The organism is Pseudomonas sp. S150 (assembly GCF_004526365.1).
GTDB lineage: Bacteria > Pseudomonadota > Gammaproteobacteria > Pseudomonadales > Pseudomonadaceae > Aquipseudomonas > Aquipseudomonas putida_A.
Window position 1 is genome coordinate 4,924,493 of sequence record NZ_CP038207.1, and the last position, 24,638, is coordinate 4,949,130.

The 24,638-nt window shown below is 61.7% G+C and carries 25 protein-coding genes and 1 pseudogene; 10 read left to right on the forward strand and 16 right to left on the reverse strand.

The window, feature by feature from the left end:
- Positions 1–27 precede the first annotated feature (27 nt).
- Genes E3Z29_RS22750 through E3Z29_RS22760 form a run of 3 tightly spaced genes read right to left on the reverse strand, consistent with a single transcriptional unit; the run spans position 28 to position 2,305 of the window.
- The gene (locus E3Z29_RS22750) at positions 28–933 is read right to left on the reverse strand and encodes a 5'-nucleotidase (RefSeq protein ID WP_134787018.1); all 906 of its coding nucleotides are present in this window, start codon (positions 931–933) and stop codon (positions 28–30) included.
- A 28-nt stretch (positions 934–961) separates the two neighbouring features.
- Positions 962–1,918 (reverse strand): putative 2-dehydropantoate 2-reductase, encoded by a 957-nt coding sequence (locus E3Z29_RS22755; protein WP_134787019.1) that lies wholly within the window; start codon positions 1,916–1,918, stop codon positions 962–964.
- A complete protein-coding gene (locus E3Z29_RS22760) occupies positions 1,919–2,305 on the reverse strand; it encodes a co-chaperone YbbN (protein WP_027613456.1) in 387 nt (128 codons plus the stop codon). It lies immediately after the preceding gene.
- Here E3Z29_RS22760 and E3Z29_RS22765 point away from each other — a divergent pair.
- Complete coding sequence (locus E3Z29_RS22765; RefSeq protein WP_134787020.1) at positions 2,304–2,747, forward strand: PilZ domain-containing protein; 444 nt, start codon at positions 2,304–2,306, stop codon at positions 2,745–2,747. The genes E3Z29_RS22760 and E3Z29_RS22765 overlap by 2 nt on opposite strands.
- Positions 2,748–2,876: 129 nt before the next feature.
- Complete coding sequence (locus E3Z29_RS22770) at positions 2,877–3,953, forward strand: 3-deoxy-7-phosphoheptulonate synthase (protein WP_134787021.1); 1,077 nt, start codon at positions 2,877–2,879, stop codon at positions 3,951–3,953.
- Between the two features lie 60 nt (positions 3,954–4,013).
- Here E3Z29_RS22770 and E3Z29_RS22775 read toward each other — a convergent pair whose 3' ends face one another.
- Positions 4,014–4,295, reverse strand: a complete 282-nt coding sequence (locus E3Z29_RS22775) for a GNAT family N-acetyltransferase (protein WP_003226804.1) — start codon at positions 4,293–4,295, stop codon at positions 4,014–4,016.
- Positions 4,296–4,930: 635 nt separating this feature from the next.
- Here E3Z29_RS22775 and oprI point away from each other — a divergent pair.
- Positions 4,931–5,182: an outer membrane lipoprotei OprI gene (gene oprI, locus E3Z29_RS22780; protein ID WP_003199355.1), complete on the forward strand. Its 252-nt coding sequence runs from the start codon at positions 4,931–4,933 to the stop codon at positions 5,180–5,182.
- A gap of 122 nt (positions 5,183–5,304) precedes the next feature.
- Here the strand turns inward: oprI and E3Z29_RS22785 are convergent, their stop codons facing one another.
- The 3 genes from E3Z29_RS22785 to E3Z29_RS22795 all read right to left on the reverse strand — a co-directional run bounded on the left by E3Z29_RS22785 (position 5,305) and on the right by E3Z29_RS22795 (position 7,369).
- The gene (locus E3Z29_RS22785; protein WP_027613458.1) at positions 5,305–6,276 is read right to left on the reverse strand and encodes a L,D-transpeptidase family protein; all 972 of its coding nucleotides are present in this window, start codon (positions 6,274–6,276) and stop codon (positions 5,305–5,307) included.
- A gap of 136 nt (positions 6,277–6,412) precedes the next feature.
- Positions 6,413–6,706 carry a hypothetical protein gene (locus E3Z29_RS22790; protein WP_003226812.1) on the reverse strand — a complete coding sequence of 98 codons (294 nt, stop codon included), beginning with the start codon at positions 6,704–6,706 and terminating at the stop codon, positions 6,413–6,415.
- A gap of 57 nt (positions 6,707–6,763) precedes the next feature.
- Complete coding sequence (locus E3Z29_RS22795; protein WP_007964780.1) at positions 6,764–7,369, reverse strand: arylesterase; 606 nt, start codon at positions 7,367–7,369, stop codon at positions 6,764–6,766.
- Positions 7,370–7,379: 10 nt separating this feature from the next.
- On the opposite strand from E3Z29_RS22795, the gene E3Z29_RS22800 reads away from it, so the two are divergent.
- From E3Z29_RS22800 to greB, 3 genes are read left to right on the forward strand one after another with little or no spacing between them, the layout of a single operon-like run.
- Positions 7,380–8,063, forward strand: coding sequence for an ABC transporter ATP-binding protein (locus tag E3Z29_RS22800; protein ID WP_007964778.1), 684 nt, complete (start codon positions 7,380–7,382; stop codon positions 8,061–8,063).
- Entirely contained in the window at positions 8,063–10,567 is a 2,505-nt protein-coding gene (locus E3Z29_RS22805; RefSeq protein ID WP_134787022.1) for an ABC transporter permease, read from the forward strand. Before E3Z29_RS22800 ends, E3Z29_RS22805 begins: the two co-directional genes overlap by 1 nt.
- Before the next feature lie 34 nt (positions 10,568–10,601).
- Entirely contained in the window at positions 10,602–11,099 is a 498-nt protein-coding gene (greB, locus tag E3Z29_RS22810; RefSeq protein ID WP_134787023.1) for a transcription elongation factor GreB, read from the forward strand.
- A 5-nt stretch (positions 11,100–11,104) separates the two neighbouring features.
- Here greB and E3Z29_RS22815 read toward each other — a convergent pair whose 3' ends face one another.
- The 3 genes from E3Z29_RS22815 to E3Z29_RS22825 all read right to left on the reverse strand — a co-directional run bounded on the left by E3Z29_RS22815 (position 11,105) and on the right by E3Z29_RS22825 (position 13,626).
- Positions 11,105–11,413 carry a hypothetical protein gene (locus E3Z29_RS22815; protein ID WP_003226820.1) on the reverse strand — a complete coding sequence of 103 codons (309 nt, stop codon included), beginning with the start codon at positions 11,411–11,413 and terminating at the stop codon, positions 11,105–11,107.
- A 248-nt stretch (positions 11,414–11,661) separates the two neighbouring features.
- Positions 11,662–12,096 carry a DoxX family protein gene (locus E3Z29_RS22820; RefSeq protein ID WP_007964771.1) on the reverse strand — a complete coding sequence of 145 codons (435 nt, stop codon included), beginning with the start codon at positions 12,094–12,096 and terminating at the stop codon, positions 11,662–11,664.
- 108 nt (positions 12,097–12,204) lie between these two features.
- On the reverse strand, positions 12,205–13,626 hold the full coding sequence (locus E3Z29_RS22825; RefSeq protein ID WP_134787024.1) for a transglycosylase SLT domain-containing protein: 1,422 nt from the start codon (positions 13,624–13,626) through the stop codon (positions 12,205–12,207).
- Between the two features lie 235 nt (positions 13,627–13,861).
- Here E3Z29_RS22825 and E3Z29_RS22830 point away from each other — a divergent pair, with 235 nt between their 5' ends.
- The 3 genes from E3Z29_RS22830 (at position 13,862) to E3Z29_RS22840 (ending at position 16,944) form a co-directional block, all read left to right on the forward strand.
- Positions 13,862–14,668: a TatD family hydrolase gene (locus tag E3Z29_RS22830; protein WP_134787025.1), complete on the forward strand. Its 807-nt coding sequence runs from the start codon at positions 13,862–13,864 to the stop codon at positions 14,666–14,668.
- Positions 14,669–14,883: 215 nt separating this feature from the next.
- Positions 14,884–16,365, forward strand: a complete 1,482-nt coding sequence (locus tag E3Z29_RS22835; protein ID WP_134787026.1) for a methyl-accepting chemotaxis protein — start codon at positions 14,884–14,886, stop codon at positions 16,363–16,365.
- A 213-nt stretch (positions 16,366–16,578) separates the two neighbouring features.
- Positions 16,579–16,944, forward strand: coding sequence for an Mpo1-like protein (locus E3Z29_RS22840; RefSeq protein WP_027612458.1), 366 nt, complete (start codon positions 16,579–16,581; stop codon positions 16,942–16,944).
- Position 16,945: 1 nt separating this feature from the next.
- Here the strand turns inward: E3Z29_RS22840 and E3Z29_RS22845 are convergent, their stop codons facing one another.
- From E3Z29_RS22845 to E3Z29_RS22855, 3 genes and pseudogenes are all read right to left on the reverse strand, one after another.
- Complete coding sequence (locus E3Z29_RS22845) at positions 16,946–17,740, reverse strand: acyl-CoA thioesterase II (protein ID WP_134787027.1); 795 nt, start codon at positions 17,738–17,740, stop codon at positions 16,946–16,948.
- Between the two features lie 226 nt (positions 17,741–17,966).
- On the reverse strand, positions 17,967–18,734 hold the full coding sequence (locus E3Z29_RS22850) for a CHAD domain-containing protein (protein WP_134787028.1): 768 nt from the start codon (positions 18,732–18,734) through the stop codon (positions 17,967–17,969).
- Between the two features lie 79 nt (positions 18,735–18,813).
- Positions 18,814–19,097, reverse strand: a pseudogene (locus E3Z29_RS22855) (hypothetical protein).
- Between the two features lie 216 nt (positions 19,098–19,313).
- On the opposite strand from E3Z29_RS22855, the gene E3Z29_RS22860 reads away from it, so the two are divergent.
- Positions 19,314–20,360 carry a patatin-like phospholipase family protein gene (locus E3Z29_RS22860; RefSeq protein ID WP_027612455.1) on the forward strand — a complete coding sequence of 349 codons (1,047 nt, stop codon included), beginning with the start codon at positions 19,314–19,316 and terminating at the stop codon, positions 20,358–20,360.
- 143 nt (positions 20,361–20,503) lie between these two features.
- Here the strand turns inward: E3Z29_RS22860 and E3Z29_RS22865 are convergent, their stop codons facing one another.
- The 3 genes from E3Z29_RS22865 to kdpC all read right to left on the reverse strand — a co-directional run bounded on the left by E3Z29_RS22865 (position 20,504) and on the right by kdpC (position 24,575).
- Entirely contained in the window at positions 20,504–21,202 is a 699-nt protein-coding gene (locus E3Z29_RS22865; protein WP_003226844.1) for a response regulator, read from the reverse strand.
- Positions 21,203–21,250: 48 nt separating this feature from the next.
- Positions 21,251–23,902, reverse strand: coding sequence for a sensor histidine kinase KdpD (locus tag E3Z29_RS22870; protein WP_134787029.1), 2,652 nt, complete (start codon positions 23,900–23,902; stop codon positions 21,251–21,253).
- Positions 23,903–24,029: 127 nt separating this feature from the next.
- The gene (kdpC, locus tag E3Z29_RS22875; protein WP_096794945.1) at positions 24,030–24,575 is read right to left on the reverse strand and encodes a potassium-transporting ATPase subunit KdpC; all 546 of its coding nucleotides are present in this window, start codon (positions 24,573–24,575) and stop codon (positions 24,030–24,032) included.
- Between the last annotated feature and the right edge of the window lie 63 nt (positions 24,576–24,638).

Below are 24,638 nucleotides of genomic sequence, written 5' to 3' on the forward strand. Positions count from 1 at the left end.
GACGCAACGTCTTGAAGCACAGGGGCTTTAGATCGATGGTTCGTTACTGATGCCATGCGGTACGTGACCGGTGGCGACCACTTCGCGGGCGGCCTCGCAGTGGCCGGCCTGATCGTCGAAAAACACATCGGCAGCGAAGGCTTCGAGAAACGCCGATTTGGTCAGCCCGCCGAGAAACAGCGACTCGTCGAGGCGGATGTCCCACTCGCGCAAGGTGCGGATCACCCGCTCATGGGCCGGTGCCGAACGCGCGGTAACCAGCGCCGTGCGGATCGGGCAGTCGTCTTCGGGGAACTCGCGTTGCAGCGCATTGAGTGCCGCCAGAAAGCCCTTGAAAGGCCCACCGCGCAATGGCTCGCGCGCCGACTCGCGTTCCTTGGCCTGAAACGCCAGCAGCCCGCCAGCCTGATAAACGCGCTCGGATTCGTCGGAGAACAACACCGCGTCGCCGTCGAAGGCGATGCGCAACTCATCACTGGCCGCGCGACTGGCGCCGCCGGAGAGAATCGTCGCCGCGGCAAACCCGGCGTCCAGCGCGGCGCGCACATCCTCGGCGTGGGTGGACAGAAACAAGTCACAGCCAAACGCTTTGAGATAGGGATACGGACTGCGCCCGCCGACGAAGGCCGCCCGCGAGATGTCCAGCCCATAATGATCGATCGAGTTGAACGCGCGCAGGCCGGTGTCGGCACTGTTGCGCGAAACCAGAATCACCTCGACCCGGGCGCGGTCGAGGCGACTGTTGAGGCTCAGGAGTTTTTCTACCAGCGGGAACGCATCGCCGGGCGCGAGAATTTCGTCTTCGTGTTCGATCTGGTATTGCCGATAGGCTTCGACGCCGCTCGCCAGGTAGACCTTGTGACTCTCGCTCAGGTCGAACAAGGCGCGAGACGAAATCGCCAGCACCAGTTTGTCATCGATGTTCTTGGACATGCCTTCCCCCACTCCCCCGAAAACCGACTCAAGTGTTGCGTCGGTCGATAAAACTCAATGTGCGATACAGCGCTTCGATCCGTGGCAACTCACAGCCTGCCGCTTTGGCTGCGGCCAGAGGCCGGGCGTAAATCGCGTCCAGTTCCAGCGGCCGCTTGTGCAGAAAATCGTGGTACATGCTCGGCCAATAGTCGGGCATTTTCTCGGTCATCATGAACAGGTACTCGGCGTAACCGGGCGGTATCTCGTGACCACAGGCCCTGGCGCCCTGTACCACTTCGGCCATCAACGCCTGGATCAGCGCGCGACTGTCCCCGTCGGCCATCAGCGCCGTGGTGCCGGCGCCGAGCAACACCGAGAGACCGTTGTAGGGAATATTCCACACCAGTTTCTGCCAGCGCGCCTGTTGCAGATTGGCCATCGCCTGCGAATCGATACCGGCGGCGCGGAACAGACCGGCGCCCTCCTCGACCAGTGCCGTGCGCGCCGCTTCATCCGCCGCCGGGCCACTGTGATAGCCGACATTCACCGCACCCAAGGCCTGATGGGTGATGTGTCCCGGCCCTTCGCGATGCACGCAGATCAGGCACAGACCACCGAGCAGATGCAGGGAATCGGGCAGCAACTCGCGCAAGCTGTCTTCGACGTCCAGACCGTTCTGCAGCACCAGCACTTTCGCGCCGGGCCTGGCCGCAGCAATGATCGCCGGGGCCAGACCCGCGCTGCTGGTGGTCTTGGCGCCGACCAGCAACCAGTCGCAGGCCGGCATGTCCTCGGCCTTCGCATACGCCTGCACCGGGTTCAGCGTCAGGGTGCCATGCACGGCACTGTCCACCTGCAAACCACGTTCGGCCACCGCCGAGAATTCACTGCGCAGTAAAAAGTGCACATCGAAACCGGCCCGCGCCAGCATCACACCGTAAAACCCGCCAATGGCCCCAGTGCCGATAATCCCGATCACCGGTTTGCTGTCTGCTCCCACCATCTATGGCAACTCCTCTGCAATTCGACCCAGCGCCTGCGCCACTGCCGCGTTCAGCGCAACGGCGGTCAGACGCGTGTGCAATGCCCCAAAGAACTCGCCGTCGCGCACCACAAACAGCGCCGGCAAATGAAAGACCTGATAGCGCTCCACCAACCCGCCGTTGTTGCCGGCATCGATCCAGCACAGGCGATCCACCGCCAGCTCGAACCCGGGCAACACCTCTCTGGCATAGCGGCAGCTGGAACAGCCGACGCTGGTGAAAATCACCAGCGAAACGCCGCTCATCGCCAGCAGCCGCTGGTCGGCGTCGAAATCGGTCAGCTCGGATTCGACCACTATACTGGGTGAAACAATGTCAAATGGCCGACACAGGGAGTCTGTGCTCATGGGACGTTTCATTCCTCATCCGGACGATGTGCCGGTTGAATTAACCTTGCTCAAGCCCGAGTGTATTTCCAGGCAACAGCTGCACACTATCAGCCTCGGCGGGATCGCTTGCAATTATCACCGCGCCTGGCGCCACGGCACGGCGCTGCAGGTGCGCATGCCGACACTCAACGCCGAGATCTGTTATCCGGGCTATGTCGCATGGTGTCTGCGGCGCAAAAAGGGCTATCTGGTGGGGATCGCGTTCACCGATGAGCAGACGCTGTTCAGTGCCCGGATGGGCGAACAGGTGTGCCAGATCGAACGTTATTGCCGCATGAACGAGGCCCACGACGATCTGCAGGATGTTCAGGCGCTGGCCCTGCAATGGGTCGAACAACACGCCGACGAGTTCTCCCACGACAGCGTGCGCAAGGCTTTTGCCCAGCCAGTGCTGGATTAAAGCGGCGTTTGCCCATTGTCGAGCCGCGTCTGACGCGCTAAGGTTCGGCTCCCCGACGCGCTTAAATCTGCTGTGCTCCGCCGCGCGGGGATCGCTGGCGGCCGGCACCCGTGACCTGACGAGTAAACGATGGCTGATTTACCGATCAACGACCTAAACGTCGCCTCTAACGAGACCCTGATCACTCCCGATCAGCTCAAGCGTGATATCCCTCTGAGCGATGCTGCGCTGCGCACCGTCACCAAGGGCCGCGAAGTCATTCGCAACATTCTTGATGGCACCGACCACCGTCTGTTCGTAGTGATCGGCCCGTGCTCGATCCACGATATCAAGGCTGCCCACGAATACGCCGATCGCCTCAAGGTGCTGGCGGAGGAAGTCTCCGGCACCCTGTATCTGGTCATGCGCGTGTATTTCGAGAAGCCACGAACCACCGTTGGCTGGAAAGGCCTGATCAACGATCCGTACCTGGATGACTCGTTCAAGATTCAGGACGGTCTGCACATCGGTCGCCAGTTGCTGCTGGACCTGGCCGAGAAAGGCCTGCCGACCGCCACCGAAGCCCTCGACCCGATCTCCCCGCAGTACCTGCAGGACCTGATCAGCTGGTCGGCCATCGGCGCACGCACTACCGAATCCCAGACCCACCGTGAAATGGCTTCCGGCCTGTCTTCGGCTGTCGGCTTCAAGAACGGCACTGACGGCGGCCTGACCGTGGCGATCAACGCCCTGCAGTCGGTGTCCAGCCCGCACCGTTTCCTGGGGATCAACCAGGAAGGTGGCGTGTCGATCGTCACCACCAAGGGCAACGCCTACGGTCACGTGGTGCTGCGTGGCGGCAACGGCAAGCCGAACTACGATTCGGTCAGCGTCGCCCTGTGCGAGCAGGCGCTGAACAAGGCGAAGATCAAGCCGAACATCATGGTCGATTGCAGCCACGCCAACTCCAACAAGGACCCGGCCCTGCAACCGCTGGTGATGGAGAACGTCGCCAACCAGATCCTCGAAGGCAACCAGTCGATCATCGGCCTGATGGTCGAGAGTCATCTGAACTGGGGCTGCCAGGCCATCCCGAAAGACCTCGTCGACCTGCAATACGGCGTGTCGATCACCGATGCCTGCATCGACTGGTCTGCCACCGAGAACACCCTGCGCAGCATGCACGCCAAGCTCAAGGATGTTCTGCCGAAACGTCAGCGCAACTGATCAGCGTTTCAGGGGCATAAAAAAACGCCGGGCATTGCCCGGCGTTTTCGTGTGTGCGATTCAGATCTTGGCGGCGCGGCGCTGATGACGTTCCATGTAGCGCTCGACGTAGGAGCACGACGGGATCACCGTGTAACCCATTTCTTCGGCGTACTGCAGCGCGCTTTCGGTCAGCGCGGCGGCAATGCCACGGCCGCGCAAGGCGTTGGGCACGAAGGTGCGATAGATATCCAGGGTCTGTTTCCCCAGATCCATATAGGTCAGGTAGGCACGATGACCGTCCACATTGGTCTCGAACTGATGACCAGCCTGGTCATGGTGGATGGACAACGCCTCGCTCATCACTACTCCTCGCGGGTCTCGAATTCTGACCCCTACCTTACCGATGTTTTTCCGGCGAAGGAACATCTACGCCACCCCGTGCCTGATGGACACCGAGAAAAACCACACCGGTCTCGCGCAATCGAGCACGTGATAAATAGTAGGCACCATTGGCGAAAATGCTCAAGGTGCGCTCGTCATCGTGCTCGTTGACCGGGTGACTCCGATGGACGCAGCGGCAGGCGCAGGGAAGATCTTCCCGAAGCGCTCACCGGAACATTGCCGAATGTCGAGACTTAAGACGCAGCCTCTTCTTTAAAGTCACCTCAAGAGCGACAAAGATATGTGAGGCGTCATGCAAAATCGGAACAAAAGTGTAGACGAATTCATCTAGGCACACTTGGTGCAAGACGCAGAAACTGCATCAGGCAACGGGAACTTTTTCTCATTAACACGCTCAAGCCGGGGCTTGCAGCTGGATACTTTTTATACAGGCCGGTTAAAAGTTGCTCGAAAAAGAATCAACGCCTACAATTTTTTTTGCTTCTTGCGTTAGGTCAGTTTACTTACTACAAGTAATGGGTAGTATGTACGCCGGCTATTTCCTCAATCGGAGGAGAAAGCCACTTAATTGAAAGTCCTTGAAGGGGAACACGATGAACAACGTTCTGAAATTCTCTGCTCTGGCTCTGGCCGCAGTTCTGGCTACCGGTTGCAGCAGCGCATCGAAAGAAACCGAAGCACGTCTGACCGCTACTGAAGACGCAGCTGCTCGCTCCCAAGCTCGTGCAGACGAAGCTTACCGTAAAGCTGATGAAGCTCTGGCTGCTGCTCAAAAAGCACAACAGACTGCTGACGAAGCTAACGAGCGTGCTCTGCGCATGCTGGACAAAGCTAGCCGCAAGTAATAATCCCTCGGGATTGTTATCAAGCCGACCCATTTTTTGGGTCGGCTTTTTTATTGCCGGTACTTTCCCCCGGGCAATAAAAAACCCGCCGACGCTGCACGCGCCTGCGGGTTTTGATCGACTTACTGCTGCAGGTCGATCGGGGTGTTCGAGACCATCGGCGCCGAGGTATTCGGTGTGCCGATTTCAGTTGGCAGGCCATCTTCGGCCGCTACCACATCACGCACGACATCCCAGTTCACGCGCAGGTTGTTGGTGACATCTTCGCGCTTGAGCATCGCATTGATCACTGCAGTGTGCTTGTCGACCACCGACGGGTTGCCCTTGTCATCGATGGGTGTGTGCGCTTCCAGATAGACCTTGCCGCCACTGCTGCCGAACTTGTACGCATCGTTGAGAATGCGCACCGAAGTGCCGACCGGCACCATGGCCGCCATTTCCAGCACGTTGTTGTTGAACATGCGGAAGCAGCCGTGGCTGGTGCGCATGCCGATGCCGAACTTCTTGTTCGAACCGTGGATCAGGTAGCCCGGGGTACCCAAGGTGAACTTGAACGGCCCCAGCGGGTTGTCCGGACCGGCCGGTACCACGTTCGGCAGCGGATCACCGTCGGCGGCGTGCTCGGCCTTGATCGACGCCGGAGGGGTCCAGGTCGGGTTCGGCGTCTTGGCAGTGATCGAGGTGTGGGCGATTGGCGAGCCCCAACCTTCACGCCCGATCCCCAGCGGGAAGGTGTACACCACGTTCCGGCCTTTCGGGTAGTAGTAGAGGCGGTACTCGGCGAGGTTGATCACGATGCCTTCGCGTGGACCCGGCGGCAGAATGAACCGGGTCGGCAGGACGATTTCAGTACCGGCGCCCGGCAGCCAGGCATCGACGCCCGGGTTGGCCGCGACCATTTCCGAATAACCCAGGTCGTACTTGGTGCCCAGGTCAGCGAAGGTGTCTTCGTATTTGGCCTTGATCACCTGCACCTGGCCGATGATGTCCTCACCGGGTGGTGGCAGGGGAAACTCCAATGCAGCAACGGGACCGGCCACACACAGGGCGGCAAGTGACAGGCAGCGGGTGACGGCAGGAAAGCGCGGCAACATCCGGAAAATCCTTCGCATGATCAACAAGGGTATAAGAGCGCGATTGTACACCGCACCTCGGGAATTCGGGGAGATGCGCCGATGGGCAGCCAGAAGTCTTCATGTAGGAGCTGTCGCAGGCTGCGATTTGTTGATCCTAGAGTTCGAAACGCAACTCAGGCCAGATCGGCGAGGTGCCGCGCTTCTGCGACTCGAGAATCGCCCGGCACAACGAACACAGACGCTGATCCTGAAACACCCGACGATCCACACTCGACCAACGCGGTTGTGCTGGAAGCAGACTGCCACACAACGTGCGGTCTGCCGAGCCACCGAGTTCGAGCTGACGGGTCACCAGATGCACCCGCACTTCCTGGCAGGCGAACAGATCCAGCTGTTCGTCAGGCTCGATCAGTTGGTAGGCAAACAGGGACCAGGCAGGACGCGGCATCGGGGGCTCCAAATAAGGGGGCGCCACATTAGCCGAAAGCCTGCCACTAGAAAAGCCTCATAACAGCGGTTTTAGCGTCGGCCAGACATTTTCCAGCAACTTGCCCTGAGCCCCGGCGGCCGGGTGCAGACCATCGGCCTGCATCAGCTCGGGATGCCCACCCACGCCGTCGAGGAAAAACGGCACCAGCGGGATTTTTTTATCGTCCGCAAGTTTGCCGTAAACCTCGGCAAAGGCATCGGTGTAACGCTTGCCGTAGTTGGGCGGCAATTGCATGCCCAGCAGCAACACCTTGGCGCCACTCTGACGCGAGCTGTCGATCATCGCCGCAAGGTTTTGTTGCAATTGCGTTGGCGGCATTCCGCGTAGGCCGTCGTTGCCCCCCAATTCGAGGATCACCAGTTCCGGCTTGTGCTCTGCAAGCAGCGCCGGCAGGCGTGCCTGGCCTCCGGCACTGGTGTCGCCGCTGATCGAGGCATTGACCACTTTGTCGTCAAAACCCTCCTGTTTGAGCCGTTGCTCGAGCAGCGATACCCACCCCAGGCGGGTATCCAGTCCGAAACCGGCGCTGATACTATCGCCAACGATCAGGACAGTACCCGCCGCTGCGTTCTGGGCCATGCACATCAAGGCCAGGCCAGCACTCAAAAACCACACACGCATCGGATTCTCCATGGGCGCAAGCATTCTCACCGCGAAGAACCTCAGCAAAGTGGTTCCCAGCGCGGAAGGTGAACTGACTATCCTGCACGAACTCAGCCTGGAACTGAACCAGGGCGACAGCCTGGCCATCGTCGGCGCGTCCGGTTCCGGCAAATCCACCCTGCTCGGCCTGCTCGCCGGCCTCGACCTGCCAAGCAGCGGCGAAGTCATCCTCGCGGGGCAAGGCCTGAGCAATCTCGACGAAGACCAGCGCGCGCGAATCCGTGCCGAACACGTGGGTTTCGTCTTTCAGTCCTTCCAGTTGCTGGACAGCCTCAACGCCCTGGAAAACGTCATGCTGCCGCTGGAACTCGATGGCCGCAAAGACGCCCGCGAACGCGCCACTGAACTGCTGCAACGGGTCGGTCTCGGCCAGCGCCTGACGCACTCGCCGCGCCAGCTCTCCGGCGGCGAACAACAGCGCGTGGCGATTGCCCGGGCTTTCGCTGCCGAGCCGGACGTGCTGTTCGCCGACGAACCCACCGGCAACCTCGACAGCCACACCGGCGAGCGCATCAGCGACTTGCTGTTCGAACTGAACAAGGAACGCGGCACCACCCTCGTGCTGGTGACCCACGACGAACGCCTGGCCCATCGCTGCCGGCGCCTGATCCGACTTGAAGCCGGGCTGCTGGTTGCCCCCCTGGAGCCTTGATGGCACGTCTGCCGCTGTTGCGTCTGTTCAGTCTCGCCCTACGTCAACTCATGCGCGATGCCCGCGCCGGGGAATTGCGCGTGCTGTTCTTTGCCCTGGTCGTCGCAGTGGCGGCGAGCACCGCCATCGGCTACTTCGGTGCCCGCCTCAACGGTGCGATGATGCTGCGCGCCACCGAGTTCCTTGGCGCCGACCTGGTGCTTGAGGGCAGCTCGCCGGCCCGCGACGAACAGATCCGCAGCGGCACCGAGCTGCGCTTGAATCATGCGCAGGTGGTGGAATTTTCCAGCGTAATCGCCACTGACAACGGCATTCAGTTATCGAGCATCAAAGCCGTCGACCGCGCCTACCCGCTGCGCGGCGAGCTGAAAAGTGCCCCGGCCCCGTTTGCCGCTGAAACCTCGGGCGGCGAGCCGCAACCTGGTGAAGCGTGGGTTGAAGCTCGTCTGCTGACTGCGCTGGATCTGAAGATCGGCGACAGCATCGACGTCGGCATGAAAACCTTGAAGCTGACCCGCGTGCTGACTTACGAGCCGGATCGCGCCGGCAACTTCTACAGCCTCACGCCTCGGGTGATGATCAACCTCGATGACCTCGCGGCCACCGGCGTGGTGCAGCCCGGTAGCCGCGTGAGCTACCGCGAGTTGTGGCGCGGTGAACCGCAGGCGCTGGAGACCTACCGGCAATTGATCAAACCGGGGTTGGCGGCCAACCAGCGAATCGAAGATGCGCGCGACGGCAATCGGCAGATTGGCGGTGCACTGGGCAAGGCCGAGCGTTATCTGAACATGGCCAGTCTGGTCGCGGTGTTGCTGGCCGGCGTGGCCGTAGCGTTATCGGCCAACCGCTTCGCCAGCCGCCGCTTCGATGCCAGTGCGCTGTTGCGCTGCCTCGGGCTGTCGCGCCGGGAAACCATGGCGCTGTTCAGCATTCAACTGACCGTACTCGGCCTGTTCGCTGCCCTCAGCGGCGCGGTGCTCGGCTGGCTGGCGCAACTGGGCCTGTTCGCTCTATTACATGATCTACTGCCTGCCGATGTGCCACCGGGCGGCCTGTTTCCGGCGCTCGCCGGGATCGGCACCGGGCTGGTCGCACTCGCCGGGTTCGCCCTGCCGCCGCTTGCCGCGCTGGGTCGGGTGCCGCCGCTGCGGGTATTGCGTCGTGACATGCTGCCGATTCCGTCGAGCACCTGGATGGTCTATGGCGCGGCGTTGGGTGCACTGGGCCTGATCATGTGGCGTCTGAGTCTGGATCTGCTGCTGACCTTCGCCCTGCTTGGCGGTGGCGTGGTCGCTGCGCTGGTGCTGGGTGGCTTGCTGCTGTTGTTGCTCAACAGCCTGCGCCGAATGCTCGCCCGCGCGCCGCTGCCGTGGCGCCTCGGTCTGGGCCAGTTGTTGCGTCATCCGCTGGCGGCGGCCGGGCAAGCGCTGGCGTTCGGTCTGATTCTGCTGTCGATGGCGCTGATCGCCCTGCTGCGTGGCGAGCTGCTCGACACCTGGCAAAACCAGTTACCGAAAAACGCCCCCAACTACTTCGCCCTGAACATCCTGCCGGCGGACAAACAGGCCTTCACCGATCACTTGATCAAGGTGTCCGCGCAGGCGGCGCCGCTGTACCCGGTGGTGCCGGGACGGCTGATCAGCATCAACGGCGAACCGGTGCAGCAGATCGTCAGCAAGGATTCGGCCGGCGACCGTGCCGTGCAACGTGACTTGAGCCTGACCTGGGCCGCCGACCTCCCGGCTGGCAACAAGCTCACCGCCGGTTCGTGGTGGACCGGGCAACCCTCGGATGACGTACCCGGCGTGTCGGTTGAAGGCAAAGTCGCCGAAAGCCTCAAGCTCAAACTCGGCGATCACATGGTGTTCAGCGTGGGCGGGGTCAATCGTGAAGCGAAAGTCACCAGCCTGCGCGAGATCAACTGGGACAACTTCCAGCCGAACTTCTTCATGATCTTCCAGCCCGGCACCCTGAAGGATCTGCCGGCGACTTACCTGACCAGTTTCTATCTTGCACCCGGTCACGATCAGCAGATCGTCGAGCTGTCACGGGCATTCCCGGCGGTGACCATCCTTCAGGTCGAAGCTCTGCTGGAACAACTGCGCAGCATCCTCGCCCAAGTCACCCTGGCGGTGGAATACGTGTTGTTGTTCGTGTTGGCGGCGGGGATGGCGGTGCTGTTCTCCGGCTTGCAGGCAACGCTGGATGAACGCATTCGCCAAGGCGCACTGTTGCGCGCGCTGGGTGCGCAACGGCAATTGCTGGTCAAGGCGCGGCGCATCGAGTTCGGCTTGCTCGGTGCGGTCAGCGGCTTGCTGGCAGCCATCGGTTCGGAAGTGGTGAGTCTGGTGTTGTATCGCTTTGCCTTCGATCTACCTTGGCATCCGCATCCGTGGTTGCTGATGCTGCCATTGATTGGCGCCGCGCTGATTGGCGGTGCCGGTGTGTTCGGCACACGTCGAGCGCTGAATGCGAGTCCGCTGACAGTCTTGCGCGAGGGTTGATAGACTCCAGCCTTCGTCACCACAAGAAGTTGCCATGAGCCGTTATCGCCCTCCTCGCACCGCCGGCACCGCGCTGATCACCCCTGAAGGTGAAGCGCGGATGCGCGCCGAATTCCATGAGCTGTGGCATGTGCGCCGCCCGCAGGTAACGCAAGCGGTCAGCGAAGCAGCGGCCCAGGGTGATCGTTCGGAAAACGCCGAGTACACCTACGGCAAGAAAATGCTGCGCGAGATCGACAGCCGCGTGCGATTTCTCACCAAGCGTCTCGAAGCACTGACGGTCGTCAGCGAAAAACCCAGCGATCCGAACAAGGTCTACTTCGGCGCCTGGGTCACCATCGAGGACGAAGACGGCAAGCAGTCGCGCTACCGCATCGTCGGTCCGGATGAACTGGATCTGAAACTGGGCCTGATCAGCATCGACTCACCACTGGCCCGCGCCTTGATCGGCAAGGCGCTGGACGCCGAAGTCCGGGTACAGACGCCAACCGGTGAGCAGTTTGTCTATATCGTGGCGATCGAATATCCCTGAGCGTTTCAGCGGCGGGTGATCAAACCCTGCCGCGCAACGCGGGTCAGTTGCTTGATCATTTCCGGCGCGTCTTCAGCGCTCGGTGCCTGAATCACTGCCAGATCAAAACTGTCACTGGCGAACCGCGCCAGCGACTCGCCGTCTTCAACAAACTGGATCAGGAACGCGGCAGGACCGCCGCTGCGACGTGGCCAGCCATCGAGATAACGCAACAGCGTCGGCTGATGTTTGCCGCCAAGCAGGATTTTCGGGTTGCGCTGGGTGATATGTGCCGTGATCGGCGCGGGACGTGCTGGAGGGCGTAGTGCATTCATCGTGTCGTGTCTCTGCCTCAAAAGTCTGCATGGCAGGTGAGAGGCAACACCGAACCAGCGCTTTAGCGGTATTTCGAAGCCCTGTTCCGGCTTCTGACGGCAACTGTCTGAGTCACCTGGCGCCCCGCAAGTAGCTGTTTAAATCGGCGCATGAGCAACATCCTAGATAACGTGACCGATGAGTGTCAAGAATCGGCCGCAACAAAAAAGGCCCGCACAATGCGGGCCTTTTGCTTGATCCAGAGCGCTCAACCGGCGATGGCGCGGTCCACCGACAGCTTGCCGGCGCCTTCGATCATCACCGCGAGGCTGCCACCGAGCAGCGCCAGGGCGAACTCGTAACCGTTGTTGGCCATGAACAGACCGTTGCTGATGTGTACGGTGAAGATCGCCACCAGCGACAGGAAGGTCAGACCCAGCGCCGCCGGGCGCACCAGCAGGCCGATGATCAGCGCCAGACCGGCGAAGAACTCGGTACCGCCGGCCAGCGTGGCCATCAGGTAACCCGGGTGCAGACCGATGCTGTCCATGTATTGCGCGGTGCCCGCCAGACCGTAACCACCGAACAGACCAAACAGTTTTTGCGAGCCGTGGGCGGCGAAGATCACGCCGACCGCGATACGCAGAATGGTCAGGCCGTAACCGGCGCGAGTGAACAGAACCTTGTTGATCAGAGAGCTCATGGGGCATTCCTTGTTTTGCGAGAAGTGTGTTGGGATTGGCCGCTATATTAATCAGTTAAATTCATGTTAAAAGCGCAATTATTCCGCCATAACAATCAAATTATTAGATCATTTCCGTGAAGCGACTTTCTGTCCCCGGGGCTCCAGCGACTCCCGCTCCCGGTCGAACGCCAGGTAATACTTGTTCACGCTATTAACATAGCTGACGGGGCCCATGCCCACCTGCTCCATGGCGATGCGCTCGACCTGAAAGAACCACTGGTTCGGATTCAGCCCGCGCCGCCGTGCCTCGGCGCGCATGCCCTGCACCCGCTCCGGGCCGATATTGTAGGCCGCCAGGGTGAACGCCATGCGCTCGCGCTCATTGAGTTTCGGACTGTTGAAAAACTTGCGGCGAATCATCGCCAGGTACTTGGCCCCGGCCTGCACATTCGCATCGAGATTCTGGATATTGTTCACACCGACCCGCTGCGCTGCGGACGGGGTAATCTGCATCAACCCGGTCGGGCCACTGCCGCTGCGGGCGCTGGGTTGCAGGGCTGACTCCTTGAAGGCCAGCGCCGCCAGATTCAGCCAGTCCATACTTTGCGCGTCGGCGTGTTTTTGCAGGGTCGGGCGCAGTTTCTCCAGACGCTGGCGGTCAGCCTTGGCCAACGGATAATGCACTTGATAGAGCCGTCGATAAATCCGCAGAAACTCTGCATCCTCGTTCGCCGGCTTCCTGTAGCCGCCCAGGAAACGATCGATGCTCGCCCGCAGCATCGAGGCATCCCGGCGCACGAACCAGTATTCCTCACCCGGTTCGCTGATCATCAATTGCCGGTCGAAACGCAGCTTGGGCAGGATTTTGCCCCAACGCTCGGCGATCGGTTGCTCGACGACGGTCAGGTGGAAAATCCCGCCCTGCACCATCTCCAGCACGTCCTCGACCGCCAGCGTCGGATCGACCCATTCGATCTTGATCGGCGCCAGTTTGTGCAACGCCAGTTTCTGATTGAGCTGGCTGACCGCCTCCCCCGCCGCGCTGCCGGTGGGCAAGGCCAGGGTTTTGCCGGAAAGCTGCTCGACCTTGGTGTAACGGCGCTCGCCCTTGATGCCCACCAGCACCAGCGGCACGTTGCTGGCGATCGGCTCACTGCTGGCAACCGCGTGGCCGGGTTGCAGATCAAGCAGCTCGCCGGGCGCGACCAGATCTCCTTCACCACGCTGCAACGCGCCAAGCAGTTGATCCTTGGCTTTGGGAATGATCTTGAGGGTGACCTCCTGACCATCGCGGGCGTGGCCATTGAGGTATTGCTCGAAGGCGCGCAGGCGATGGTATTCGACGCCGATGGCCTGACCCTGGACTTCACCGGAACTGTTGCGACTCTGATTGACCAGCACTCGCAACACTCGACTGCTGCGGATCTCCGACAGGTCACGAACCTTGGCGGCCGGCACGGCTTGCTGTGGCCCGGGCAAGCGCGCAACCGCCGTTATCGGCAGCAGCAGTGACGCGCACAACAGGAGCAAAACCGAGGGACGATGCATCCACTCTCCGGAAAGAATACGGGGTGATTTCACCGCTGAACGGTCGAAATCACCGACGAAAACAGAGCGCCTGGAGCGCTGGCAAAGTGCGAGAGACTGGCACAGTGATGGCTTTTCTGCCAACCCGGGCTACGTCACGGCATCAAAAGACAGCTATAACTCGTTGTAGTTCTTGGCTTTTCTTATAAATCTACAGCTCTGGTATGCTTTCCGGCCTTCGGCCCGAGGTAGAACCATGCAACTCATCGATATCGGCGTCAACCTGACCAACCCCAGTTTCGCCGAAAAACATCAGGCCGTGCTCGACCGCGCCTACGCTGCCGGGGTCTGCCAACTGGTGCTGACCGGCACCAGCGTCGAGAGTAGCGAACAGGCGCTGGAGCTCTGCCGGCAACTGGATCAAAGCGGCCAGCGGCTGTTTGCAACCGCTGGCATTCACCCGCATTCGGCCAGTGACTGGAACGCTGACAGCGCGCGTCGTTTGCGCAGTCTGCTGCAAGAGCAAAACGTGGTCGCCGTGGGCGAATGCGGGCTGGATTTCAACCGTGATTTCTCGCCGCGCCCGCAACAGGAAAAAGTCCTCGAAGAACATCTGGCGCTGGCAGTAGAACTGCAATTGCCGGTGTTCCTGCATGAGCGGGATGCCAGTCAGCGTCTGCTGGAAATCCTCAGGGACTTCCGCGACCAACTGCCCGCCGCCGTGGTGCACTGCTTTACCGGCGAGCAAAAAGCCCTGTTCAGTTACCTCGATCTGGACCTGCACATCGGCATCACCGGCTGGATCTGCGACGAGCGCCGTGGCACGCATCTGCACCCGCTGGTCAAGGAGATCAAGCGCGGACGACTGATGCTCGAAAGCGACGCGCCGTACCTGCTACCGCGCACCTTGCGCCCAAAGCCGAAGAACGGCCGTAATGAGCCAGCGTATCTGACCGAGGTGCTGCGCGAAGTGGCGCTGCATCGGGGCGAGACCGAGGAAGATCTGGCTGCGCACACAACGGCGTGTGCCCGCGCGTTCTTCAACCTCCCCGCCCTGCCCTGACACACCTCAAATCCCATTGTGGGAGCGGGCTTGCTCGCGAAGGCGGTGTGTCAGTCATTGTTAATTAACTGAACCACCGCATTCGCGAGCAAGCCCGCTCGCACAAAGGGGGCTCAGCGTAGAACCTGTTGACCTGTATCAAGATCTTCAGATCCGCATAGCGGCACAATGCTGGCACCTTGCCAAAACTGTTTCCGCTATCAGAGAAGACCTCCATGGGTGCCTGGCTTAGCAATATCTCGCTGAAATACAAATTCTGGGCGGTCAATGCGGTCGCTTTCGTCACCACCTTGCTGCTGGTGCTGTATGCCGTGCAGCTTGAGCAGCAGGCCCGCAGCCACGCCTCACAGGCTTCCGCTCAGGCCCAGGCACAATTGCTCAAGGCGTGGCCGGCTGGGCAGGCGCTGCCCAAGGCCGATCAGGTGCTGACCTTCAAACGCGGGGAAGCGCCGCGCCTCAATGGTCAACCGCTGCTGGAGATCAGCGATAGCAACGGCTGGAACGAGATCAATCATCTGCCGCTGTTCGGCAGCAACCCGCTGCTGGGCGCCGAAGTGTTCAGTCGTGGCGACGGCCAGCAAGTCGCGGTCATCGCCTATGGCCCAAGTCTGGCGCAAGTGTTCAGTGATCGTTTTGCCAACTACGCCGTGGCGGTGTTTATCCTGATGCTGGCCATGCTCGGCGCTTCGCAACTGCTGATCCGCTTCCTGCTCAGTCAGCTCAACACCTTGAAAGACGTGATGCTGCATGTCGAGAAGAGCGGTGATCTCTCGGCCCGCGTGCCGCTGGCCTGCAAGGACGAAGTAGGGCAAATGGCCAATGCGTTCAACGCGATGCAGGCCGGTTATCAGCGCGTGGTCACCACGGTCGCCAACACCGCGCGGCAACTCGACGTCGGCGCTGCGCGTCTGGCAGCGAGCATGAACGAAGTGCGCCACGGCATGCTCGGTCAACAGAGCGAGACCGATCAGGCCGCCACCGCAATTAATGAAATGACCGCCACGGTTTATCACATCGCCCAGCACGCCGGCGCCACCCGTGACCTGTCGCAGACCGCCGATGGTCTGGCGGGCAGCGGCCAGCAAGTGGTCAGCCGCGTGCAACAGTCGATTGCCGGACTCTCCAGCGGTGTGCAGCAGACCGCCGAGATGATTCAGCGCCTGGCCGAAGACAGCCAGAAGATCAACGGCGTAGTCAGTGTGATTCACAGCATCGCCGAGCAAACCAATCTGCTGGCCCTCAACGCCGCCATCGAAGCGGCGCGTGCCGGCGAGATGGGCCGCGGTTTTGCGGTGGTCGCTGATGAGGTGCGCAACCTCGCCAAGCGTGTGCAGACCTCCACCGATGAAATCACCACCATGGTCTCGGCACTGCAGGCCGGCACGCGCGATGCGGTGGACTTCATGCAGGAGAGTTCGTACAAGGCCGACGACTGCGTGCAGCAGGCGCAGGAGGCCGGCGAAGCACTGGCGGAAATCACTGGCGCCGTGGCGCAGATGCGCGAGAGCAACACGCAGATTGCGGTGGCGGCCGAGCAACAAAGTCAGGTCGCGGAAGAGATGAATCGGGCGGTGGTGAGCATTCGTGATGTGACCGAAAACACCGTGCAGCAGACCGTGGATTCAGCGACCACCAGCAATGAGTTGGCGACGTTGGCCGGGGAGTTGAGCAAGGCCATCGGTCAACTCAAACTTTAAGGGACTCATCGCGAGCAGGCTCACTCCTACAGGGGATTTGTGTACGCAGCAGATCCTTTGTAGGAGTGAGCCTGCTCGCGATGGCGTCAATTGCAACACCATCGAATCCAGCCATTGCACCTATCACCACCATAGCCAACCTTGATTCGCCGCCCCACCCGCCCCGGCCTATTCTTCAACCATGTGTTCAACATGGATCGAGGAGTAGTCAACATGGGCAAACGTCACCCCAATCTTCCCGCGTGGCAATGGCGCGCGTACCCGAACAATCACCAGCACCCGACCAATCTGGTGTTGCACCTGATTGCCGTGCCGCTGTTTATCGTTGCATTTCTGTTGATCGTGTCCGGCGTGTTCAGCTTGAGTCTGGCCAGTATCGCCATCGGCGTAATCGGTATCGTCGCGGCGCTGGGTCTGCAGCGCCACGGCCACAGCCTGGAGGCGCAAGCCTCCGAGCCGTTCAGTGATCGCAAAGATGCCGTGTCACGCTTGCTGGTCGAGCAGTTTCTGACCTTTCCGCGGTTCTTCCTCAGTGGCGGCTGGTGGCGCGCCTGGCGTGAGCGCCACCGTCGGCATTGATTCAGGCAAAAATCGTTACGGTCTGACGACTCATGGCGATCAACTCCCCGTCCGCACTCCACAGCTTGGCGGCGACATGGCCGTAACCGTCGGCGGCGTATTCGATGTCTGCCAGATATTTGCACCAGTCCAGGGTGCTCAAGTCGCGTAGCGGCTGCACGAATTCAATGGTCCAGGTCAGCGTACTGCCCGGTGCCGGCTTCTTCAGATACGGCAACAATGCCGGTGGCCATGCATCCACCAGTGCCAACAGATGCGCCTCATTGACCGGCTCTTCCTTCACATCGCCACGCAAACGCACCCAGCCGCCCATCTGCCGCGAAGTGTTGCCGGTGAAAGGCATGCCGCCGACACTCCAGCGCATCGCCAGATGGCGCATGAACTCCGGGGTCACGCCCTTGATGTACGGCAACTCCTGGCATTCTTCCCAGTGTTTCATTTCAGCTGCCGGATAGGCCTCGACTGCGACTTCCGAAGGTCGCGAAGCACCAAAGCTGCCCTGCACGATCGTCACTACCTGACCGTTCTGCACAGCCCGGCCCAGCACTTGGCTGACCGCTTTGCCTTCGCGCAACACATCGACTTCGAAACGTACCGGGACGTCCGGCTCCACCGGGCCGACAAAGGTGATCGCCAACGAACGCACCGGGCGCTCCGCCGGCACATTCGCGCGCATGGTCTCGTATTGCAACGCCGCCACCAGGCCACCAAAACTGGCCCGACCCTGACCCCACTCGGCAGGAATGGTCACTTCTGGCTGGCGACGAACCGCATCGAGCAGATCGGAAAAACGCATGACAACCTCGGCAAGCGAAAAAAGGAATGCAGCGATCTTAACCAGCATGGCAGAGCGCCGCAGCGTCTATTCCGGTCAAATGGACTGACAGAAAGGCCTTAAGGTCAGGAAGATATTCGAATGTGGGAACGGGCTTGCTCGCGAAAGCGCTGTATCAGTAGACACATCTGTGACTGACACACCGCTTTCGCGAGCAAGCCCGCTCCCACAGGGGATCTGAGTGGATTCAGGATTTGAAGCAGCTTGAACTGAGTTTTTCCAGCACCCGATCGGCCTTGGCTTCAGCCTTGATCAGGCCCGCCTGCCAGGTCGCGACGCAGGCTTGCAGATCGCTTTCCAGTTCGGCCCGCGCCAGCCACTGCCAGCAATCGTGCCAGTCACCCAGCGCGCCCTGCGCCGACTTCAGCCGCTCCAGCGCCGGCTCAGGCAGGCGATCCAGTTCCGGATAGGCTTCGATGCCATACCGCACGCGCTTGATCAGCAAGCGCAGACGATGGCGGTCGTGGGCCGGATCGTGCAGCGCCTCGTCGAGTTTCTTCCATTGTTTGTGCAGGCGTTTTTCGATGCGTTTGCCCAGGCCCTTGAGCAGGCCCTGACGCTCGGAGGCACGCAGGAAACGCGGGAACGCATCGAGGATGATCAGCAGCGAAGCCACTTCGGCGCTCGCTGCCAATGCTGGATAGGCTTCGTCCATTTGCGCCATGCGCCGCTGCGCCGCTTGCGGCTGATCATGCTTGAGCAGGTACGCCGCCAGTACCTCGCGATCGCGCCACGGGGTGGTCAACTGACCGACCGCCGAGGCGGCACCTTCCAGTTGCTCGACTCCGGGCAAACCACGCAAGGGTCGCAACAGGCTGCGCAAGCGCCGCACCGTGGTGCGCAAATCATGTAGCGCCTCGGGGTCGGTACGCGCAGTCACGCGCGCCTGACAGGCCAGCAAACGCACTTCCAGACTCAGGACATGAGCCACCAACCGGTCAACCAACGCAGACATCACTTGCTCCTGATTCACATGGCTTGAAGGATGAGTCTGCCGTGGTCGGCCAGCCGCATCCTTGCGTCAAGTCAGCAGCTTAGCGCCCGGCGCGGGATTCGCGAATATAGAAACGGGCTTTCTCGGCCTTGTTGCTGCAGCCTTCAAAGCCTTCGAATTGCTGCTGAGTCTTGGCCGCCGTCAGCAGCGACAGCGCCTTGGAGTAGCTGACCGTGCCGGCGAAACCTTCGGCCTTGGCCAGGTCCAGCTCATGCCATGCCACGCCGCATCGAGCTGACTGCCGCAGCTGTCGCGATAAGCAGTCTTGCCAGCGCAACCGGCCAATGCCAGCGCGATCAACGGCACACAGATCCAGGCTTTCATCACTCACACCTCAAAATAGGTCAACAGTCGTGCAGGTAAGACGTTGCGGCGCGGGAAAAGTGCCTTGGCGCCCAATGAATCTGCGGTGACCAGAGCATAGCGCCGAGCGGTCACGGAGTATCGAAAAAACGACGCCCCTGCCGTCTCCAGCGACCCTGCCGATTGTCGCCCGCCCCCCGAAGGGTGCATTGTGGAGCCTTGTCGGGAGGAAGTTTGATGAAAAAGCGTGTCGCACTGGTGCTGGGCTCCGGAGGCGCCCGGGGCTATGCCCATATCGGGGTCATTGAGGAAATCGAAAGACGCGGTTACGACATTGCCTGCATTGCCGGTTGTTCGATGGGCGCGGTGGTCGGCGGGATCTATGCCGCAGGCAAACTCGACGAGTACCGCACCTGGATCGAAACCCTCGATTATCTGGACGTGCTGCGGCTGGTAGACGTGAGTTTTCGCCTCGGGGCGATACGTGGCGAAAAGGTCTTCGGGCAGATCCGCAAGATCGTCGGCGAAATCAACATCGAAGACTTGCGCATCCCCTACACCGCGGTCGCCGCCGACCTGACCAACCAGCAGGAAATCTGGTTTCAGGAAGGCTGTCTGCATCAGGCGATGCGCGCCTCGGCGGCGATTCCCAGCCTGTTCACCCCAGTGATGCAGGGCAACCGGATGCTGGTGGACGGCGGCATTCTCAACCCGTTGCCGATCGTGCCGGTGGTCTCCAGCCACTGCGACCTGATCATCGCGGTCAACCTCAACGCGACCAACCAGCGCCACTACAAATTGCCGGTGATCCAGCGCCCGCCCGCGTTTCGTTCGCGCTTCGACAGTTTGCTCAGTTCGCTGGGTTCGAAGATGCCGTTCCGCCGCAAACAGGCCGAGCAATTGCTGTTGCTTGAGCAGGAAGCCCTGCGCGCGGAGGCGGCGGACATCAACCCATGGCTGGAAGGCAGCGAACCGGAAAGTCAGCAACCGGCAGCGGCACCCGAGCGCGAAGGCGCGCCGAAGTCCGCCACCGGCTCGTTCATCATCGACAACGTCGGGCCGGCGTCACTGCTGGACCTGATCAACCAGAGTTTCGAGGTGATGCAGACCTCGTTGGCGCAATACAAGATCGCCGGCTATCCGCCGGACATCCTGATCAACGTGCCAAAGCGCGTGTGCCGGTTTTTCGAGTTCTACAAGGCGCCGGAACTGATCGCGCTGGGGCGGGAGATTGCGCGGGATACGCTGGATCGGTATGAGAGTGAGCAGAGTAGAGAGCCCTGAAGTTCTCGGCTGGCTGTCAGGGCCTCTTCGCGAGCAAGCCCGCTCCCACAGTGGCCGGTGTGAAACACAAAATTTCAATCACACCGAAGAACCCTGTGGGAGCGGGCTTGCTCGCGAAGGCGTCAGCTCAGCCACCCCAAAACCTACAGGCTGTTCTCACTCAACAACCGATAACCAACCCCAGCCTCCGTCACAATAAACCGCGGCCGCGTCGGATCATCCGCCAGCTTCTGACGCAAATGCCCGACCACAATCCGCAGGTAATGACTGTCCTCGGTATGCGTCGGCCCCCAGATGTCCTTGAGCAATTGCTGCTGGGTGATCACCCGGCCCGGATGCCGTGCCAGTTGCGCCAACACTGCGTATTCCTTGCGAGTCAGCGCCACTTCGACGCCGTCGAGCAGCACTCGTCGATAGGCCAGATCCACCGTCAGCGGGCCGAACGTCAGCGCCGCTTGCTGGGCCTCGCCGGCCGGCGCCTGACGCAACAACGCGCGGACCCGGGCGAGAAACTCCTGAATGCCGAACGGCTTGGTCACGTAATCATTGGCGCCGCCATCCAGCGCCTGGACTTTCTGCCCTTCGCTGGCCCGCACCGACAGCACCAGCACCGGCGCGGTGGCCCACTCGCGAAACTCGCGCAGCACCTGCTGGCCGTCCATGTCCGGCAGGCCGAGGTCGAGCACCAGCAAGTCGGGCTTGTTCAGCGCCGCCTGGGCCAGCCCCTCGGCGCCGGTGCCGGCCTCGAGCACTTTGTAGCCTTGTGAGGCGAGGCTGATGCGCAGGAATTTACGGATCTGCGGTTCGTCATCGATGACCAAAATGGTCGCGGTCTGGCTCATGAATTCACATCAACACAAAAGATTGGCAAGAGAGTAGCGCAGTCGCGATCAGGCTTCATTGTCCATCCCCGGTTGCGTCTGCAACGGCAGGTGCAGGGTGATGCTGGTGCCGCGCCCGTCGATGCCGTCGGCGACGCTGATCCGGCCGCCATGCGCGCCGACCATGCCCTGACAGATCGCCAGCCCCAGACCGGTGCCCTGCCCGCCACGATCACCACGGGCGGCGGTGTAGAACATGTCGAAAATCTTCGCCCGCTCCTCTTCGGGAATCCCCGGCCCTTCATCGCTGACCGTGAAGAAAATCTCGTCTTCACTCGCCCCGGCACTCAATTGCAAACGCCCGTGTGGCGGCGAGAAGCGTGCGGCGTTTTCCAGCACATTGACCAGCGCCTGCTCGATCAGCGCCGCATGCACGAACAGCAGCGGCAACTCGGACGGCACATCGGTGCTGACCTGCAACGGCGCGAGCACCGCACGCAGGCGATTGAGCGAACTGCCGACGATGTCCGCCGGCGCTACCCAGTCGCGCGCGAGCTTCAATGCACCATGGCCGAGGCGGGTCATGTCCAGCAGGTTCTGAATGTAGCGATCGAGGCGTTCGGCTTCGTCGCGGGTGCCTTCGAGCAACTCGCGGCGATCCTCCAGCGGAATGGCTTCGCCGAGGGCCAGCAGGCTGTCGATGCTGCCGCGCATGGCGGTCAGCGGTGTGCGCAGATCATGCGATACCGAGGCCAGCAGCGCACTGCGCAACTGCTCGGTTTCACCGTGCAGGCGCGCGGCTTCCAGATCGTCCGCCAGTTGCGCCCGCGCCAGCGCCTGCGCCAGTGGCTGACTCAACGCGGTGAGCAGGCGTCGACGCTGGCCGCTCAAGGTCTGGCCCTCTTTGGCGCAGACCCCGAGCAGCGCCAGCGGCCCGTCCTCCACCGACAGCGGCCACCACCACCAGCGACCGAACGGCAGCGTGCCGGTGCCCATGCCGGCCGGTTGATCGTGTTGCCAGGCCCAGTCGGCGGCGGCGCGTTCCGATTCGCTGAATTCCAGCGGCCCGCCGGTCTCGACTTTCCAGCCGCCCTGCCCGTCGCGGTTGAGCAGGCACAATTGCAGATCGCTCCAGCCGTTGAGGTGCTGCGCCGCAGCGCTGACTACCGCCTGACGATCCGTTGCCGCAGTCAGTTTGCGCGACAGATCGAGCAGCTCTGTGGTCTCTTCTTGCGTGTCGCGCAACGCCTGCAACTGCCGCCGCTGACGCGCCGCGAGATTGCCGGTGAGCGCCGCCATCAGCAGGAAGAACAGCAAGGTCAGAACATCTTCTTCGCGCTGGATGGCGAAGGAAAAATTCGGCGGAATGAACAGGAAGTCGTAGGTCAGAAACGACAACGCCGCGCAGGCCAGCGCCGGGCCCAGACTGCTGCGCACCGCCACCAGCAGCACCGCCGCGAGGAACACCAGCGAGATGTTTGGCAGCGGCAAAATACTCGATACCGCCCACGCCAGGGCACTGGCCAACAGCGTGGCAACCAGCGCCAACAGATAGTCGAACCAGACCAGCGTCGGCGTGGTTCGCAGGCGCTGTTGCGGGTGTTCATGATCGTTGTCGAGGACGTTGATTTCCAGGCCGTGGGCCTGGCGCAGCAAACGCGCGGCGAGCCCGCCACCGAACAGGCGACGGCGCAGACTCGGCCGCGACTGCCCGACCAGCAGCAGACTCGCACGGCGTTCGGCGGCATGCTGGATCAGGGTTTTCGCCACTTCGCCGGCGCGCAACAGCACCACTTCACCGCCGAGGCGTTCAGCCAGTTGCTGGGCGTTTTGCAGGCGCAGGCGCGATTGCTCGTCGCGCACCGTGCCGTTGTCGACATGCACCAGACTCCACGGTAAATGCCGACGCTGGGCCACGCGGCTGGCGTGACGCACCAGGCGTTCGGCATGCGCATCGCCATCGACGCCGACGAGCAAACGCCCGCGCACCGCCGGAGCTGCCTGACCAAGTTGGCGATAGCCTTGCGCGAGATCGTTATCAACCTGCGCGGCCGCCGTTTGCATCGCCAGCTCGCGCAACGCGGTGAGGTTGGTCTGGGTGAAAAACGCATCGATCGCCGCCCGCGCCTGTTCCGGCACGTAGACCTTGCCTTCGCGCAGACGCTCCAGCAGCTCGCGCGGTGGCAGGTCGATCAGCAGCAGTTCGTAGGCTTCCTGCAGCACCCAGTCCGGCAGGGTTTCACGCACCTGCACACCGGTGATGCCGCGCACCTGATCGTTGAGACTTTCCAGGTGCTGGACGTTGACCGTGGTGTAGACGTCGATGCCGGCGGCGAGCAGTTCCTGAATGTCCTGCCAGCGCTTGGCATGTCGGCTGCCGGGGGCGTTGGTGTGCGCCAGTTCGTCCACCAGCACCAGCTTGGGTTTGGCCGCGAGCAGGCCGTCGAGGTCCATTTCTTCGAGCATCACGCCACGGTATTCCGAGCGTACCAGCGGCTGCTGCGGCAAACCGCCGAGCAGCGCTTCGGTTTCCGCACGACCATGGGTTTCGACGACACCGGCAATGATTTTCACGCCTTGGCGCAATTGCGTGTGCGCGGCCTGGAGCATGGCGTAGGTCTTGCCGACCCCGGGGGCGGCGCCGAGGAAAATCTTCAGCCGGCCACGGCCGTCGCGGGGCAGGTCTGCTAACAGGGCGTCGGCGCGGCCGGAGTCGCTCATGCTTGATCTCTTCAGTCAGACGTTTATGTGTTGCCAGTTGTGGCCTCTTCGCGAGCAAGCTCGCTCCCACAGGTTCAGTGTTGCTCTTGTGGGAGCGGGCTTGCTCGCGAATGGCCGCGCCGCAGAATTACAGCTTTTCCAGCGCCATGTTCAGCTCCAGCACATTCACCACCGGCGGCCCCACCAGCGGCTGTTCGATGTGCGCATCGAGCAGTTGCTGCAAAGTCGACATAGGCAAGTTGCGCGCTTGCGCGACACGCGCCAGTTGATAGGCAATTGCCGCCGGTGGCAAGTGCGGATCGAGGCCGCTGCCGGAGGTGGTCAGCAACGCCAATGGCACCGGCCCCTGGCCGGGCACCTGCAACTTGTTGGCGTCGTCGATCACCCGCGTGGCCAGCGCCGGATTGCTCGGCGCCAGGTTGCTGGCGCTGCTGGAAACGGTCGCGAAGGCGCCCGCCGAAGGACGCGGATGAAACCACGCATCACCGACGAAATCCTGGGCGATCAACGACGAGCCGCGCACCTTGCCGTCGGCATCGTGCACCAGGCTGCCGTTGGCCTGTTCAGGGAAAGCGACCTGCGCAACGCCGGTCACCACCAGTGGATAGGCCACGCCGGTGATCAGGGTCATCAGCACCAGCAGGCTCAGGGCCGGACGTATCATTGTGGACATTGCAAAATCCTCGAATTCGTTGGGCAAACTTTTGCGGGGTACCAGGGAGATCTTTTCCCCCTC

Excerpts from the sequence above, each read along its gene's own strand:
- E3Z29_RS22750 (WP_134787018.1), bottom strand. The coding sequence starts at position 933 with ATGTCCAAGAACATCGATGACAAACTGGTGCTGGCGATTTCGTCTCGC.
- E3Z29_RS22755 (WP_134787019.1), bottom strand. The coding sequence starts at position 1,918 with ATGGTGGGAGCAGACAGCAAACCGGTGATCGGGATTATCGGCACTGGG.
- E3Z29_RS22765 (WP_134787020.1), top strand. The coding sequence starts at position 2,304 with ATGGGACGTTTCATTCCTCATCCGGACGATGTGCCGGTTGAATTAACC.
- E3Z29_RS22760 (WP_027613456.1), bottom strand. The coding sequence starts at position 2,305 with ATGAGCACAGACTCCCTGTGTCGGCCATTTGACATTGTTTCACCCAGT.
- E3Z29_RS22770 (WP_134787021.1), top strand. The coding sequence starts at position 2,877 with ATGGCTGATTTACCGATCAACGACCTAAACGTCGCCTCTAACGAGACC.
- E3Z29_RS22775 (WP_003226804.1), bottom strand. The coding sequence starts at position 4,295 with ATGAGCGAGGCGTTGTCCATCCACCATGACCAGGCTGGTCATCAGTTC.
- oprI (WP_003199355.1), top strand. The coding sequence starts at position 4,931 with ATGAACAACGTTCTGAAATTCTCTGCTCTGGCTCTGGCCGCAGTTCTG.
- E3Z29_RS22785 (WP_027613458.1), bottom strand. The coding sequence starts at position 6,276 with ATGTTGCCGCGCTTTCCTGCCGTCACCCGCTGCCTGTCACTTGCCGCC.
- E3Z29_RS22790 (WP_003226812.1), bottom strand. The coding sequence starts at position 6,706 with ATGCCGCGTCCTGCCTGGTCCCTGTTTGCCTACCAACTGATCGAGCCT.
- E3Z29_RS22795 (WP_007964780.1), bottom strand. The coding sequence starts at position 7,369 with ATGCGTGTGTGGTTTTTGAGTGCTGGCCTGGCCTTGATGTGCATGGCC.
- E3Z29_RS22800 (WP_007964778.1), top strand. The coding sequence starts at position 7,380 with ATGGGCGCAAGCATTCTCACCGCGAAGAACCTCAGCAAAGTGGTTCCC.
- E3Z29_RS22805 (WP_134787022.1), top strand. The coding sequence starts at position 8,063 with ATGGCACGTCTGCCGCTGTTGCGTCTGTTCAGTCTCGCCCTACGTCAA.
- greB (WP_134787023.1), top strand. The coding sequence starts at position 10,602 with ATGAGCCGTTATCGCCCTCCTCGCACCGCCGGCACCGCGCTGATCACC.
- E3Z29_RS22815 (WP_003226820.1), bottom strand. The coding sequence starts at position 11,413 with ATGAATGCACTACGCCCTCCAGCACGTCCCGCGCCGATCACGGCACAT.
- E3Z29_RS22820 (WP_007964771.1), bottom strand. The coding sequence starts at position 12,096 with ATGAGCTCTCTGATCAACAAGGTTCTGTTCACTCGCGCCGGTTACGGC.
- E3Z29_RS22825 (WP_134787024.1), bottom strand. The coding sequence starts at position 13,626 with ATGCATCGTCCCTCGGTTTTGCTCCTGTTGTGCGCGTCACTGCTGCTG.
- E3Z29_RS22830 (WP_134787025.1), top strand. The coding sequence starts at position 13,862 with ATGCAACTCATCGATATCGGCGTCAACCTGACCAACCCCAGTTTCGCC.
- E3Z29_RS22835 (WP_134787026.1), top strand. The coding sequence starts at position 14,884 with ATGGGTGCCTGGCTTAGCAATATCTCGCTGAAATACAAATTCTGGGCG.
- E3Z29_RS22840 (WP_027612458.1), top strand. The coding sequence starts at position 16,579 with ATGGGCAAACGTCACCCCAATCTTCCCGCGTGGCAATGGCGCGCGTAC.
- E3Z29_RS22845 (WP_134787027.1), bottom strand. The coding sequence starts at position 17,740 with ATGCGTTTTTCCGATCTGCTCGATGCGGTTCGTCGCCAGCCAGAAGTG.
- E3Z29_RS22850 (WP_134787028.1), bottom strand. The coding sequence starts at position 18,734 with ATGTCTGCGTTGGTTGACCGGTTGGTGGCTCATGTCCTGAGTCTGGAA.
- E3Z29_RS22860 (WP_027612455.1), top strand. The coding sequence starts at position 19,314 with ATGAAAAAGCGTGTCGCACTGGTGCTGGGCTCCGGAGGCGCCCGGGGC.
- E3Z29_RS22865 (WP_003226844.1), bottom strand. The coding sequence starts at position 21,202 with ATGAGCCAGACCGCGACCATTTTGGTCATCGATGACGAACCGCAGATC.
- E3Z29_RS22870 (WP_134787029.1), bottom strand. The coding sequence starts at position 23,902 with ATGAGCGACTCCGGCCGCGCCGACGCCCTGTTAGCAGACCTGCCCCGC.
- kdpC (WP_096794945.1), bottom strand. The coding sequence starts at position 24,575 with ATGTCCACAATGATACGTCCGGCCCTGAGCCTGCTGGTGCTGATGACC.